Annotated in this window: 15 protein-coding genes; 3 read left to right on the plus strand and 12 right to left on the minus strand. The window is 72.6% G+C overall.

Features of this window, described 5'->3' with window-relative positions:
• Window positions 1-108 precede the first annotated feature (108 nt).
• From ACGF0D_RS39780 to ACGF0D_RS39815, 8 genes are all read right to left on the minus strand, one after another.
• On the minus strand, window positions 109-636 hold the full coding sequence (locus ACGF0D_RS39780) for a hypothetical protein (protein ID WP_392924970.1): 528 nt from the start codon (window positions 634-636) through the stop codon (window positions 109-111).
• Entirely contained in the window at window positions 633-1,379 is a 747-nt protein-coding gene (locus tag ACGF0D_RS39785; protein ID WP_392924972.1) for a hypothetical protein, read from the minus strand. The genes ACGF0D_RS39780 and ACGF0D_RS39785 overlap by 4 nt, the downstream gene beginning before the upstream one ends.
• Window positions 1,380-1,450: 71 nt before the next feature.
• Window positions 1,451-1,951: a hypothetical protein gene (locus ACGF0D_RS39790; protein WP_392924974.1), complete on the minus strand. Its 501-nt coding sequence runs from the start codon at window positions 1,949-1,951 to the stop codon at window positions 1,451-1,453.
• Window positions 1,952-2,067: 116 nt separating this feature from the next.
• The gene (locus ACGF0D_RS39795; RefSeq protein ID WP_392924975.1) at window positions 2,068-2,322 is read right to left on the minus strand and encodes a hypothetical protein; all 255 of its coding nucleotides are present in this window, start codon (window positions 2,320-2,322) and stop codon (window positions 2,068-2,070) included.
• A 68-nt stretch (window positions 2,323-2,390) separates the two neighbouring features.
• A complete protein-coding gene (locus tag ACGF0D_RS39800; RefSeq protein ID WP_392924977.1) occupies window positions 2,391-4,748 on the minus strand; it encodes a Helicase associated domain protein in 2,358 nt (785 codons plus the stop codon).
• 123 nt (window positions 4,749-4,871) lie between these two features.
• Window positions 4,872-5,579 (minus strand): helix-turn-helix domain containing protein, encoded by a 708-nt coding sequence (locus tag ACGF0D_RS39805; RefSeq protein WP_392924979.1) that lies wholly within the window; start codon window positions 5,577-5,579, stop codon window positions 4,872-4,874.
• On the minus strand, window positions 5,576-7,804 hold the full coding sequence (locus tag ACGF0D_RS39810) for a hypothetical protein (protein ID WP_392924981.1): 2,229 nt from the start codon (window positions 7,802-7,804) through the stop codon (window positions 5,576-5,578). The genes ACGF0D_RS39805 and ACGF0D_RS39810 overlap by 4 nt, the downstream gene beginning before the upstream one ends.
• A gap of 7 nt (window positions 7,805-7,811) precedes the next feature.
• The gene (locus ACGF0D_RS39815) at window positions 7,812-8,147 is read right to left on the minus strand and encodes a helix-turn-helix domain-containing protein (RefSeq protein WP_392924982.1); all 336 of its coding nucleotides are present in this window, start codon (window positions 8,145-8,147) and stop codon (window positions 7,812-7,814) included.
• Between the two features lie 449 nt (window positions 8,148-8,596).
• On the opposite strand from ACGF0D_RS39815, the gene ACGF0D_RS39820 reads away from it, so the two are divergent.
• Both ACGF0D_RS39820 and ACGF0D_RS39825 read left to right on the plus strand, forming a co-directional pair.
• Window positions 8,597-9,496 (plus strand): phosphotransferase, encoded by a 900-nt coding sequence (locus tag ACGF0D_RS39820; protein ID WP_392924984.1) that lies wholly within the window; start codon window positions 8,597-8,599, stop codon window positions 9,494-9,496.
• Window positions 9,497-9,742: 246 nt separating this feature from the next.
• A complete protein-coding gene (locus ACGF0D_RS39825) occupies window positions 9,743-10,051 on the plus strand; it encodes a hypothetical protein (RefSeq protein WP_392924986.1) in 309 nt (102 codons plus the stop codon).
• A gap of 34 nt (window positions 10,052-10,085) precedes the next feature.
• Here the strand turns inward: ACGF0D_RS39825 and ACGF0D_RS39830 are convergent, their stop codons facing one another.
• The 4 genes from ACGF0D_RS39830 to ACGF0D_RS39845 all read right to left on the minus strand — a co-directional run bounded on the left by ACGF0D_RS39830 (window position 10,086) and on the right by ACGF0D_RS39845 (window position 12,412).
• The gene (locus ACGF0D_RS39830) at window positions 10,086-10,511 is read right to left on the minus strand and encodes an ATP-binding protein (RefSeq protein WP_392924988.1); all 426 of its coding nucleotides are present in this window, start codon (window positions 10,509-10,511) and stop codon (window positions 10,086-10,088) included.
• A gap of 255 nt (window positions 10,512-10,766) precedes the next feature.
• The gene (locus tag ACGF0D_RS39835) at window positions 10,767-11,615 is read right to left on the minus strand and encodes a helix-turn-helix domain-containing protein (protein ID WP_392924990.1); all 849 of its coding nucleotides are present in this window, start codon (window positions 11,613-11,615) and stop codon (window positions 10,767-10,769) included.
• 34 nt (window positions 11,616-11,649) lie between these two features.
• Window positions 11,650-12,177, minus strand: a complete 528-nt coding sequence (locus tag ACGF0D_RS39840; protein WP_392924991.1) for a DUF6879 family protein — start codon at window positions 12,175-12,177, stop codon at window positions 11,650-11,652.
• Window positions 12,131-12,412 carry a hypothetical protein gene (locus ACGF0D_RS39845; protein WP_392924993.1) on the minus strand — a complete coding sequence of 94 codons (282 nt, stop codon included), beginning with the start codon at window positions 12,410-12,412 and terminating at the stop codon, window positions 12,131-12,133. The genes ACGF0D_RS39840 and ACGF0D_RS39845 overlap by 47 nt, the downstream gene beginning before the upstream one ends.
• Before the next feature lie 342 nt (window positions 12,413-12,754).
• Here ACGF0D_RS39845 and ACGF0D_RS39850 point away from each other — a divergent pair, with 342 nt between their 5' ends.
• Window positions 12,755-13,189, plus strand: coding sequence for a hypothetical protein (locus ACGF0D_RS39850; protein ID WP_392924994.1), 435 nt, complete (start codon window positions 12,755-12,757; stop codon window positions 13,187-13,189).
• Window positions 13,190-13,279 lie beyond the last annotated feature (90 nt).

The raw sequence follows: 13,279 nt of genomic DNA on the forward strand, positions 1-13,279 counted from the left end.
CATCGGTTCCTTCCTGCACGGCGGGCCGGTTGTGGGGCCCGGGCCGGGAGCGCCCATCCAACGCCCGCCGAACAGCAAGGTCAACACCTTTCACCAGGGAACGGACCGTCAGAACCGGCTGCGACGCACGACAGGCCGAGCGGGCCGGGCCGGCTCGGTGCCGCGCAGTGCGAGGGCCGCGGTGCGGGTGCGCTCCAGCCAGCTCACGACCTGGCGCAGCGTGGCGGCGTCGAGGGTGCGGGTGAGGTCGCGGACGGCCTGGTGGTCGTCGTCGGTCAGCGCGTAGAGGCCCGCGCGGTCGAGGGCGGTGTAGAGGGGCTGGGCGGCGGTGCCGGCGAGGCCGCGGTGGGCGGCGTCCGTGGCCTGGCGGGCCTGGAGGGAGGCCTCGCGGGCGCACTCGGCGACGTCCTGCCGGTGGCGCTCACGGCGCAGCGCATGCTGGAGGACGGTGTCGTGGTCGGGGTCGTAGCGCTCGGCCCGAGTCTCGGCCGTATGGTCGCGCACACGCTGCCACTCGGCGCAGCTGTCGGCCGCGATGGCGAAGACGCTCTCGTCTCCGGCATCGGCGTGCCGGTCGGCGCAGCGTTCATCGAACCGGGCATGTTCCAGGGCCTGCTGGATGCTCTCCATAGTCATCCCGGCCGCCCGGCGGCGGACCCGGCTGCGGACGGCGCCGAGCAGCCCGTGCTCCTGGTCGTCATCCTCGCTCTCGTCCTCGTCTTGGATGTGGTCGGGGCGGGCAGGGTGCTGGGCAAGAGCGGCGCGCAGCGTCGCGCCGGCCTCCCACGCCTCGGCATAGACGACGGGCTCCGGTACGCCGGTGGGGCGAGCGCCGAGGACGACTCGGCCGTCGACCAGGGCCACCCAGCCGTCCAGCCCGTCGACGTCGTGCTCGGTCCAGCCGCGGGCGAGGTCATCGGCGGGCGCGGGCCGGCTGCGGCCAGGTGCTCGTCGGCCAGGAGGCGGGCGGCGGTCTCGGCGACGTCCTGGGCCGCGGCGCGGATCTCGGCCTGGCGGATGCGCAGGCGGGTGATGTGGGCGCAGGTGCCGCACAGGGCCCGGCCGTCGGCTGCCGGGGTGCACGGCGTCTCGGGGTGGGCGCCGCAGTCCTCGCAGGTCCGGGTGTTGGTGGTGCGGCGAACGCCGGCCGAAAGGAGCTGCGCGGCGGTGGCTGCGGTCGGGACGGACTCGCGCACGTCGTACAGGTCGAATTCGTCCTTGCGTCCGGTGCCGGGGTTGCGGGTCTCGATGGTGGCGCGGACCGGGCCGGCCGCCTGGCGCGGCAGGTCCAGAGCGGCGAGCTGGGTCCTGGTTCGCAGGTGGTCGGGTACCTCGGCCCACCGGGCGTAGGACGGGACCGGCTTCACGGCTTCTGGCATGTTGGTGCCTCCCCTTTTCTCGGCTGTGCGGTTCAACGCGGCCGCCACCGGGTGGTGGCGGGTGGTGGCGGTCAGCGCATCCACGGCTCCGGGGCCGGATCGGGCGGCGCGGCGGGGGTGAGCGACTGATCGGCGCAGCGGGTGATCTGGTGGTGGCGTACACCGCACTCGTGGCCGCGGTCGAAGGCGACGACGTACGGGAACGGGGTCGGGTAGCGGCGGACGTGGGTGATGACGCCGAGCGTGCCGGCCGGGACGTCCGCGCGGACGCGGGCGTCCTCCTCCCAGTACTCCTCGGCGGCCAGGTCCTCGTCGATCCACGTCGCGCGCACCGGCTCCAGCAGCTCCACCCGGTCGCCCTCCTCCAGGCCGAGACGGCCGGTGAGGACCTGGGACTGGTAGCGGAGCAGCTGCACCAGCGCCCGCTCACGCTCCACCGGATCGGCGATGGCACCGGGGTCCAGGACCAGCACCCGCGGGGAACCGGGCGAGCCCGGGGCGGCCGTGGGGCGCTGCGCGGGTGCCGGGCCGGCCAGAGGTTGGCCGGGGAGGTGAACGGTGTCGCTGGTCATCGTGCGGTGCCTTCCGGTGTCGGGTGCGCCGTGAGGAGCTGGTCAGCAGGGTGTGGCCGTAGCCGTGCAATGCGCGCGGGGCGGCCCCGTGTGTGGGCCGCCCCGGGGCGGTGGTGCTACTGGTCGGTGGTGCAGTCGTGGTCGGCCTCGACGTAGTCGCCGTCGGAGAACTGGGTCTCCAGGGCCCAGCCGCAGGTGCATTCGGCGCGGCCGTCCCAGCCGATCTCGGGTCCGTCGTCGCTGTCGCAGTTGTGGTCGGCGTCGACCAGGGTGCCGTCCTCGAACAGCGCGTCGCCGCCGTCGCCGCAGGCGCCGCATTCCCACTGGGCGTACCAGGAGACCTTGGGTGGCTGGGTGGTAGGGGTGGTCACTCGTCTCCTCCGGGAGGTGGGCCGTCCCGGCCTGGCTGGGCCGAGACGGCGGGGGCGTGCGGTGCGGGTCAGCCGGTGACGGTCTCGGCGTGCCGGGTGAGCGCGTCCAGGAGCGCGGCCTGGTGGTCGGTCAGCTTGCCCTCGGTGCGGGCCTTGTCCTGCTTGCGCAGCCAGGTGCCGGGCCGGAACGCCGGGTCGTCGCCGAGGCCGGTGCGGTTGGCGGGGCCGTCGAGGGTGCCGCCGGCGGCGAGGTAGGCGAGCAGGCGGCGGTAGGAGCGGTTCCAGTCCGGCTCAAGGCGCCACAGCTCGTCCAGCGCGTCGAGCTTGGCCACCTGGTCGGTGGTGAGGTTGTCGGCCTTGCGCTGGCGGCGCATCCACGCGCCCACCGCGTAGTCGTCGAGCTTCGCGGTCGCCGGGATCGCCAGGTGACCGTGCTGATGGTGGAACGCGGCGGCGTACGCGGCCCCGCGCTCCCAGGCGTTGGCGTTCTTCGACCAGATCATCCCGAGGGCGTCCAGCTCGCTGACGCGGGCCGCATCGAGCAGGCCCTGGCCGTAGAGGTGGCGCTGGCGGGTGAGCCAGGAGATCAGCTCGACGTGCTTCGCCTTGTCGGTGGGGTCGAGGTGGCCGTGCTGCAGGTGGAACACGGCGGCGACCGCGTGCATGCGCTGCCACTCGACGGCGCGCGGGTTGAACGCCCGCAGCTTCACCGTCTGGAGGATCTTCGCCGCGTGCTGCTTCGCGTTGATCCGCAGCCACTCGATCGGCGACTCCACCGGGGCCGGCGGCTGCTCCCCCTCGCCGCCGGGCTCGGCGGCCTCGCCCTCGGCCGGCTTGGCCGCTGTGGTGTGCGCGGTGCCCTGCGAACGGCTGGCGCGCAGCTCGGTGATGCGGCCGACCACCCGGGCGTCGTGCGCGGCCAGGGCGCGCAGGACACGCCAGATGGTGCGGAAGGAGGAGGCCTCGATCTCGGCGTCGGCCTCGGCCTTCACGGCCTCGCCGGCGTCGTGGACCTCGGCCGGGTGCGTGGTCGCGGTGTCGTCGCCGACCTCCGGCGTCGGGAGGTAGACCGGGATGATGACCCAGGACACCTTGCCCTGGCGGTAGGACTGGCGCAGTGCCCTTCCGATGGCCTGGACGATGTCGATGACGCTCGATTTCGGGTCCGCGAAGCAGATGGCGTCCACGGCGGCGACGTCGATTCCTTCCGTCAGGAGTCGACTGTTGCAGAGGATGCCGCACTCCTCGCCGTCCTCGCCGGTGTGGGCCTTGAAGTCGGCGAACGCGGCCCGGCGGTCCTCGAGCCGGTCGGTGCCGGCCACCGCCTTCGCCCAGATCCGCTCCGGGCGCTCGGCGTCCTCCAGCAGCTCGGAGGCGTCCAGCAGGGTGCCCGCGAACTCCCGCGCCGCCGACACCCGGGAGTGGAACGTGATGACCCGGCGCAGGCCGAGGTCGGCGACCGCGCGCAGCACCGCGACCTGGAGCGCGAGGCGCAGCAGTTCCTCGTTGCTGCGCTGGGAGCGGAGGTCGGCGACGGCGGGGAGGTTGAGGAGCTCGCGCAGGTCCTCATCGGTCACCACCGGCACGAGCACCCGGTAGTCGGCGAGGTAGCCGTGCTCGATCCCCTGTCCGAGGGTCCAGGTGAAGCAGACCTTGCCGTAGATCTCCTCCGAGTCCATGGAGCAGAGCACGGGCAGCTTCTCCGCGCCCTCGGCGTCGGCGAGGTCGGCCAGGCCGTCCTTCGCGCGCCGGTCGTCGGCGATCCGCGGCGTCGCGGTGAAGTACAGCCGGCGCTTCGCGGGGACCTGGGCGTCGTTGTGGATCGCGGCCCACGCCTTCCCCTCCGAACCGGCCGTACGGTGGGCCTCATCAATGATCACCAGGTCCCACGGGGCCAAACCCCAGCCCTGGTGGGCCTGGACGATCCGCTCCAGCGAGGCATAGGTGGCGTACACGGTCACCGGCTCACCGGCCTTCTCCTTGGCGACCAGGTCGGCGATCCGCGGGGCCTGCGTGCTCACCTGGGCGTGGACGCGGCCGCCGGCCTCCGCGCTCTCCAGCGCCTCCTCCCGCGAACACGCCGCCACCGCCAGCCCCCGGCGCCCGCCCCGCAGCGACCAGGACTCGGCGGTCTGCTCCAGCAACTCGATCGTCGGCACCAGCACCAGCACCCGGCCCCGAGCGGCCAGGCGTCGGGCACAGCCGGCCGCGATGAGGGTCTTGCCGGATCCGGTCGCCGCGACCACCGTGGCGCGGCCGCCGTCCTTCACCTCGCGCACCGCGGCCGCGACGGCGTCCTTCTGGAACCAGTGCAGCGGCAGCGGGTTCACGGCGGCGGTGCCGGACGGCTGCGCCGGGACCGGCTGAGCGGCTGCGGCGCGGAACGCGGCCGGCACGTCGGCCTCGGTGGCGGTGGTGGTCTCCACGGCGGTGCTTCTCCTTCGGATGCTGAGACGGCGGGGCGAGGCGCTCGGTGCTGTGGGAGGGTCAGGGGCGGGCGGCCTCTCCCCGGGGCCAGGTCATGGATGGGGAGAGGCCGACCGGACTCTCTACTGCTGGTCTTCGGGGATCCAACCGCGGACCTCGAGGTAGGCGATGTCGGCTTCCTCGACGGCGCGGCCGGTCTCCACCAGCCAGGCCCGCATGGCCTCGGTGACGTCGCCGTGGTGGTCCGCGACGCGCTGGGACCACTCGGCGGCGTCGAAGCCGCCCGTGGAGGCGGAGCCGTAGGTGCGCTCCTCGGTGCCGTCGGAGCGCGGGATGAACCCGCGGCGGATGCCGCCGGAGTCCTTCTCCGACCCGGCCGAGTAGACGTACTGATCGGCCTTCATCCGGACGGTGAAGGCGAGGCGGCCGCCAGCCTGGCCGGTCTCGTGGACGACCGGGGCAAGGTGGGAGGCGCCGGACTTGATGGCCTGCTTCCCGGCGCGGCCGGCCATCGACTCACCGGGCTTGCCGACGACATCCTTGCCCCGCACCCGGGCCTTCTGCCCGGTCTTGGTCCGGCGCCGGGTGGTGTTCGCCTCAGCGATGCCGGACAGCGCCTCGGTGTCACGCTCGCCGCCGCGCACCGCGCGGACGACCTGGCGCAACGCGCCGACGAACGCCTTGCCCTTGCCCTTGGTGAAGAACTGGGACACCAGGCTCGCGTCGCGGCCGAGCATCTTGGCGACCTGGCGCTTGGTGTAGCCCTGGTCGATCAGCTCCTGCGTCAGGCGCGCGGCCTCGTTGGGGTTGTTCGGGTCGGCCGGACTCACTGCTGCTCATCCCCCTTCTGGGCGAGTTCGGCGCGGCCCAGGCCGCGCAGCTTGAGGTACTGCTCCTGAGAGGTCGGGTGCTCCACCGGGCCGGTGAGGTGGCCCTTGAGGAGGTAGTCGCCCGGCTCGCCCCGGTAGGGCCAGGGCTGGCGCTCGGTCAGGGCGATGCCGTCCGTGCCGAAGTACACGACCGTGCCGGGCTTCGCGTGCAGGGCACCGGCGTAGCCGATGACCTCCTTGCCCTGCCGGTACTTCATGTCCAGCAGCGCCGCCCGCGCCCCCGACCACACGTACGCCGCCCACTCCGGGTGCGCGTACGGGTCGCGGGAGAACCCGGCCTGCCGCTGCCAGGTCACCACCGCTCCGTCCTGGCCCAGGATCTCCACCCCGGCCGGGAGCGCCTCACCGACCGGCGTGGTGCCGGAGACCAGACGCGGACGCTGCGCGAACCCGCCCAGGCCGAACAGCAGCACCGACCGGACCGCGCGGCTGGCGAGGTAGGCCGCCTGCCGCTGCCGCTCGTCCCCGTGGATCCGGGACAGGTTGGTCAGGTCCGCCCACGCCGACTTCAACCGCTTGCCCCACTCGTCCAAGGGCTTGCCGTCCTCGAACAGCAGGCCGCCCAGGACCTCGATCCGCCACGGGGCGATGTGGTTCGACAGCGCGAGGTAGACCTCGGCCCCGCCCGCCCAGGTAGTGAACGTGGTGCCCGGCTCGGACGGGTAGATCCAGGCACGGTCCCCGGTCACCGGGGCCGGGAGCAGGCCGACGTGGTTCCAGTCGACCGGGACCGTGACGCGCACGCTCCAGTGCGAGCAGGACATCAACGCCTTGACCTGCTCCTGCCCAGTCATCGCCGCGAACGCCGCCGCGGTGATCCGGCGCGGGGTACCCACCGGCGACTTCCACAGGTGCTTGGCGTACGCGAAGGTGCGGTCGTACTCCACCAGCGCGGGCAACTGCTCCGGCACCCGGGGCGGCAGGATCAGCTCGGTCCGGCCCTGGCCGCCGGTCGCGTGCAGCAGGCCGCGCAGCTCCTCGGACAGCACCGGATAGCCACCGGCCCACTTCCCGGTCGTCGGGATGGTCCGCGACCACAGATCCCGCCCGGTCTGCGACGGCGAGCCCATGAGGACCGCGTCGTCCCAGTGCCGGCGCAGCGCCTGCCACAGCAGCGCGAACGCCTGGCGGCAGGTGGTGACGTCGGCGCCGTCCGGGTCGAACCACTCCCCCATGCTGCGGATCTCGGTGCTGGCGCTGTCCGGTGCGGCTGCGGGGGCGTAGCGGCCGACGGGCTGGCGCTGGTGGACGAAGTGCCCGGCGAGCTTGTCCCGGCCGGAGCCGACGGCGGTGGTCCACCGCTCGGAGGGGGTGTTCAGCCAGGCCGCGACGGCGTCCTTGAGGGTGCTGTACCGCTCGGCGCCGTCGTGCCAGGGGGCACCGGCCGTGATGTAGATCCGCTCGGTGCCGGGCGCGGTGGCGAGGACGGCGTCCAGGATCTCGCCCGGGGTGCGGGCCCCGAGGTCGAGGCGCACCACGCGGTCGCGCACCGCCAGGTCGCCGGTCGCGGCGTCCAGGAACACCGTCGAGCGGGCCTGCTGCGTGAAGTTCGGTCGCTTGGAGACCAGGCCCGTGGTCACGGCCTCGAACCGCGCGCCCGCCGGGCCTTCGGGGAGGGTGGGCAGCTCGCGCGGACCGACAGCGACCGGAGCGACCGGAGCCTCCGGGATGACCGGCGCAGCAGCGGCGGGCACAACCGGAGCGGCCGGGGCGGGCTGCTCGACGACGGCCTGGTCCCCGGCCTCGGCCGGCGCCTCGACCTCCGGGGCGGCCGGGGTCGGCTGCTCGGCGACGGCGGCAAGGCGGGTCAGTGCCGGGGCCACCGCGGCGACCGGCTCGGCGACGGGCTCGGCCACGGGCGCCGGGGCGGGCGCAACGGTGACGGCGGCCTGGTCGTCGGCCTTGGCGGCGCGGACGGCGACCGGGGTCGGGTCCAGCAGCGGGGCGATCCGCACGACGTCGCCGACCGACAGCCCGGAGGCCTTCGCGATGGCCGGCGCCTGGGCGCCCTCGTACCCCGCGAGCCCGGCCACCCGGCGCGCGCGCTGGGCGGTGAGCTTGTCCAGCTCCTTCTGCGCGGCCGCGACCTGCTTCTCGGCGCCCGCGATCTCGGTGCGCAGCTCGCGCAGGCCGGCGAGCTCGGCGGTGTACGTCTTGCGGTCCATCAGGGTGTCACTTCCCTTCCGTGGCGTCGGTGCTGGTGCCGGTGTCGAGGGGGCGGGCCTGTCGGGCGAGGGTGAGCCAGCCGTCCGGGCCCTGGGTGCCATGGATGTCGGCCAGGCCCGCGAGCAGAAAGGCGTAGGCACCGCGCCTCGGGGCCCGCGGCTGAGCGGCGCCGTTCTCCCACTTGGCGAACGTCTCCCGCCGGGTCTTCAAGGCCTCGGCGACCTCGATCTGGGTCAGGCCGGCGGCCTTGCGCAGCCGCTCCCGCTCGGCCGGTTCCGGCAGGTCCCCGCCGTCCCGGGCCTTGGCCAGCAGCGCGTCCACCGCCGCGTAGATCTCAGACATCACATACCTCCTATCCCAGAAGGTAGCACAAAACATCTCCTTGCTAGCAACATTTCTAATCGCACAAAGATCTCATCAATGACCTCACATAGTACTCATCGCCTCTGACGGCCTCGATTGCCGGTGCAAAGGCGGGAGGAGGCCGTCCTGTATCAGATGATCTTGATTGATTGCCAAACGATCTTGACCGGGCGCGAATGGCAGCGCGATGCGCCTGAGGGAGGAGCTGGGGTTCGCCGAGGCGGCGCGGTTCGAGGAGTTCGATGCCGAGCAGTGGTTCGGGGCGTGGTCCCAGGTTCGGCTGTCGGGCTGAGCGACGTGGCGGCACCATCCGGCTGGCATTCGCGGGCGCCGCGGGGAGTGGGACGGTGGCCGGGAGATCCAGCAGGGTTGCTGGATCTGCCGAGGGCCAGGGTCGGCGCAGCCTGCCTCGACTACTGTGACTGGGCATGATCGAATCCGAGATCGAGATCACCGGCGGTCTGGTCCGCGCCCTGCTGCGGGAACAGCACCCGGACCTGGCCGACCTGCCCATCCGTGAGGTGGCGGGCGGCTGGGGCAACCAGATGTGGCGCCTCGGGGACGTGTTGACCGTCCGGATGCAGCGAATGGATACCTCCCCCGAGCCTCAGATCAAGGAACGTCGCTGGCTGCCGCTGCTGGCTCCGCGCCTGCCGCTTCCGATCCCGACCCCGGTACGCGACGGTGCTCCGTCCGAGCGCTTCCCCAAGATCTGGACCGTCATGACCTGGGTCGACGGCACGCCGCTGGACCACAGTGCCATCACCCGAACCGACCACGCGGCTGACTCCCTGGCGGCCTTCCTCACCGCCCTGCACGTCGAGGCGCCCAGCGAGGCACCCCCGGCCTCGGACTTCGGCGCCCACCCCAAGGACTGCACCCCCGGCTTCGAACACTTCCTCCATGCCGTCGACCTCGACCCCTTCTCCGAGGAGAAAATCCGGGCCGTGTGGGACGACGCCGTCGCGGCCTCGGAGTGGAAGGGCCCGCCGGTGTGGGTGCACGGGGACCTGCACCCCGCGAACGTCGTCGTCGCCGACGGCACTCTCGCGGGCGTCGTCGACTTCGGCGCCCTCTTCGCCGGCGATCCCGCCTGGGACCTCGCAGCCGCCTGGCTGCTGCTCCCCGCGGGCGGCGCCGCCCGCTTTTTCGACAGCTACGTGCGGCCGGACGAGGGGACGGTGCGGCGGGCGCGCGGGCTGGCGGTGATGAAGAGCCTGTTCCTGATGCTGATGGGCCAGAACGGGGACCGTGGTCTGCCCGGCGGCAAGCCGGAGTGGGGGCCCGCGGGCCGGTCGGCACTCGATCGCGTCCTGAAAGGCCTTTGAGGCGCACGCGAGCGCATCGGGCGAGGTCGTGCTGCCTATGAGTGCGGGCTTCCGCCCGGATGGCTGTGGCTTCAAAGCCTGGCGAACCGTCAGTAGCGACCGTTGATCAAGAGGCGGATCGCTCCTGAGTGAGGAAGGCGTTGAGGCCGCTGTAGGTGAGCGGGGTGTCGTGCTCGTCCATCATCCGGGCCCAGATCTCTGTCGGGGTGAGGCCGCCGGCGGCCATGGACCTGATGAGCTCTCGTCGTGTGGCGTCCCAGCGGGGGACGTTGCGGGAGAACCGAGCACGACGAGTACGCCCACGCCCTGGAGCAGGTCGTCGAAGCCCGAATCGCCGACCTTGAGCCCCCGCACGCCCCCGAGTCCCGCGTCCTGCCACCTGGCGGCACCGTCATGGACCTCACGGGCGTCCTCGAGCGCGCCCTCGCCGTCGCCCAGGAGCAGCATCCGAAGACCAGCGGCGCCGTGAAGAGCACCAGCACCGCTCCTGCCAAGGCCGAGAGGGCTGCCCGCGGCAAGGAGCCCGCAGGACGCGCCCGAGGCCGGGAGGAGTAGATGGCCGCCCCGGCGCACCAGGGCAGTGGCGGGGCTACGTCGGGCGGGTGCGCAGGTCCGCATGGACGGTCTTGCCGAACGGCTCCAACTCCGCCCCCCAGTGGCCGGCGGTCAGGTGATGGACCAGGGCCAGGCCGCGGCCCGACTCAGCCGCGGTGCCCGCGTCGATCAGGCAGGGCAAGATGCGGGAGCCGTCGCGGACGCTGATCCGAACGCACCGGGAGGTGATCCGCTCGACGGTGACCGTCATCCGGCGTCGGCAGCCGGTCTTCGCCGCGTTGCCCGCCAGCTCGCTGACGATGAGTTCGCCGGCCTCGACCAGGTCGTCCAGCTCCCAGGCGCGCAGCGTGGCGCGCACCAGGCGCCGGGCCGCCGAAGCGGACTGCGGCTCGTAGGGCAGCAGCGCTCTCGCGGAGCCGGCGGCCTCGGGCCGTGTCGGGATCTCGACAGCTGCGGTCACCGGGCACCTCGTGCCCGCCGGTTGCACCGCTGCTCGGGCGTGGCCGGTGGGCGGTGCATGCGGTGCGCGGCCATGGCGGTTCTCCGCTCTCTCGTCGACGGTGACCACTGCGCCCACCCGACGGGGGGCAGGCGGGGGCAGCGGCCCCGGCTCGCCCGCCGGGGCCGGGTGTCCGGTCCATCACGGCGGGCGACGGATCGACGGTAGGGGGTGTGCGGCCGGGCCCTCAACGAGGTTGCGCCTTCTTGCGCGAAGTCACCCGAGAGTGGCTATCGCTGCCGTGATCAGCTGACGGGCCTCGGCCCCTTGGACGGCCATGGACGCCAGGTCGGTGAAGGTGCGGACGTAGTCGGCGATCTCGCGCGGCTGGGTGATTCGCAGGTAGCCGGAGGTCAGCTCGACGGCCACCTCGGCCTCGTCGAACATGTAGAAGTCCTCGACCGGCAGGTGCGGACGGTTGGGCCCGGTCGGGATGACGCCGACGCTGACGAACGGGCTGGCCGAGACGGCGAGCAGGTGGCCGAGCTGGGCCGCCATCGTCTCGGGGTCGCACACCGCGGCGCGCAGCACCCACTCCTCGATGAGCAGGCCGAAGCGGTGGCGGCCGGAGAACAGCATCCGCTGGCGTTCCAGGCGGGCTTCGACGGCGTCGGTGACGTCGTCGACCTCGACGCGGGCGCGCTGGATCGAGCGCAGGACGGCGGTGGTGTATTCGGGGGTCTGGACCATGCCAGGCATGACGCGGCTGGCGTAGACGCGGAAGTGGCCGGTGCGGCGGTAGAGGGCAGCGACGGATTCCTGGGCGGCGCGCAGGCCGGTGCGCTCCATGCGGCGCCACTCGGTGTACATGGAGTCGACCGCGCGGGCGGCGGCGATGAGGTCGGGGACCTGGTCGCCGGCGCCGCAGGCGGTGCACCAGGCGCGCAGGTCGTCCTCGGAGGGGGCGGACTTGCCGCTCTGGATCCGGGAGGTTTTCGCCGGGTGCCACCCGCAGCGGGCAGACAACTCGTCGCCGGTCAGGCCTGCGTCCTTGCGCAGGCCGACCAGGCGGTTGGCGAGCGCCTTGCGTGCCTCGATGACGCTGGACGACGGGGACGACGACATGGTGCTGGCTGCCCGGCGGGTGGTGGGTGGGTGGTCAGACGGCGTACTGCGCGTGCGGGACGGCCCGGTCCCAGACTGCCTCGAACGCGCAGGTCACCATCTTCACGACGGCGGGGTCCTCGGTGGTCTCGTGGCCGGCCCACTCGCCGTCACCGGTGAACCAGTGGAAGAGGACCAGGCGGTCGTCGACCAGCCACAGGTCGTTGCCCGGCAGCGCGAGGTCGGAGGCTTTGGAGCGGGGCAGCCAGCGAACCTGTTCGCCGAGCGCGATGTTGTGACGCGCGGTGATCGCGTGCTCCCACCGGATGTAGGCGGTGACCGGCTCCGAGACAATCCGAGCGCGGCGCATCACCACTCCGCGCCCGACTGTCTCCCGCACCAGGGCCGCCCAGGCGGTGTACTCCTCCGGCAGGTCGTACGCCTCGGGCCGGTCCACCGGAAGGCCGGCACGCCAGTCGGCGAAGACGGGGTCGTCCATGTAGGAGTCGCGCATCTCCAAGTGACAGGCGGAACGCTCAGCACTCCTCAGCAGGGCGCCAAAGTCCGGCACGCTCGGCTTCATCGCATACCTTTCGCAGAAACGGGATCATCCGGACCGGGATCCGCACGACGCCCTCGTGGTCCGGGACGCCGATGGCGTGACCCTCCACCCACTCGGTCTCGCTGATCACGCGGTACATCTCCATGTCGGGAAGCCAGCCCTGGACGACGATCTCCGCCTTCTCGTCCTCCAACCACACGGTCGGAGACCCACCATTAGGCGTGTCCGGATCGATGCCCCTGAACCGTAGTGCCATGACCGCTCCTCCTGCCAAGCCGGTTGCGGATCCTTGCGCCTCACCACCGTTCCGCTCCGCTGACAGTCCGTCAAGGGCGCGCGGGCGCAGCCAGGCGGTACGCGCTGGCGGCGGCGGGCTTGGGGGGATCTGTCGCACATCGGGCCCGGTGCCCGATTGCCGGGCGAACCCGCCGGCCGTGCCCCGTCACACCGGCTGCGGAGACGGCCGACACTTTGGCCATCTTCCTGACGGCCTGGGCGCTGACCGGCTGCCGGAGTAAGTACCCGTACTCATGCGGCGAACCGGCAGTGTCCAGGAGGCTCTCCTCGTACTCACCGCCCCCGGACCGAGGAGGCCGTCATGCTTCGGAAGTACGCATCCCCTGCCCGGCTCGCTCTGGCCAGCGCGGTGCTCTGGGTCACCGCCGCCCTCTACGCCGTGGTCATGCGGCCCTCCCCCGGCGACAGACTGCCGCCCAGGGAACAGTGGGGCGCCGCCGAGGAGGAGACGGACCAGTTCAACCATCTCGTCGCAGGGATCAGCGCCTTCATGATCCTCGCCGTGGCCGCTGCAGCCGCCTGTGCCTGGGGCCACGCAGCCCGCCGGCTGCGGCGGGGATCACAAAGTGCACTGGCCTCGACCGTCGTGACGGCGGGGTACACAACGCTCCTGGCAGTCGCTGGCGCCCGCCTGGTCTTCCACAGCCTGGACAGCACGACGGCCCTCGGTGTCCTCGTCCCCCTCCTCGGCGCGAGCATCGCCGCCGTGGTGGTCGCTATCAGAGCCCAGGCCTAGGGCATGTATTTGGTCGTGATCAATGGGCCCTGGTGAGGTCCTTGATCCAAATCATCGCGCCGCGGAGGTGAAGGCCGGCGAGGTAGCTTT

This window comes from Kitasatospora sp. NPDC048298 (assembly GCF_043201465.1).
In the GTDB taxonomy this organism is placed as follows: Bacteria; Actinomycetota; Actinomycetes; order Streptomycetales; family Streptomycetaceae; genus Kitasatospora.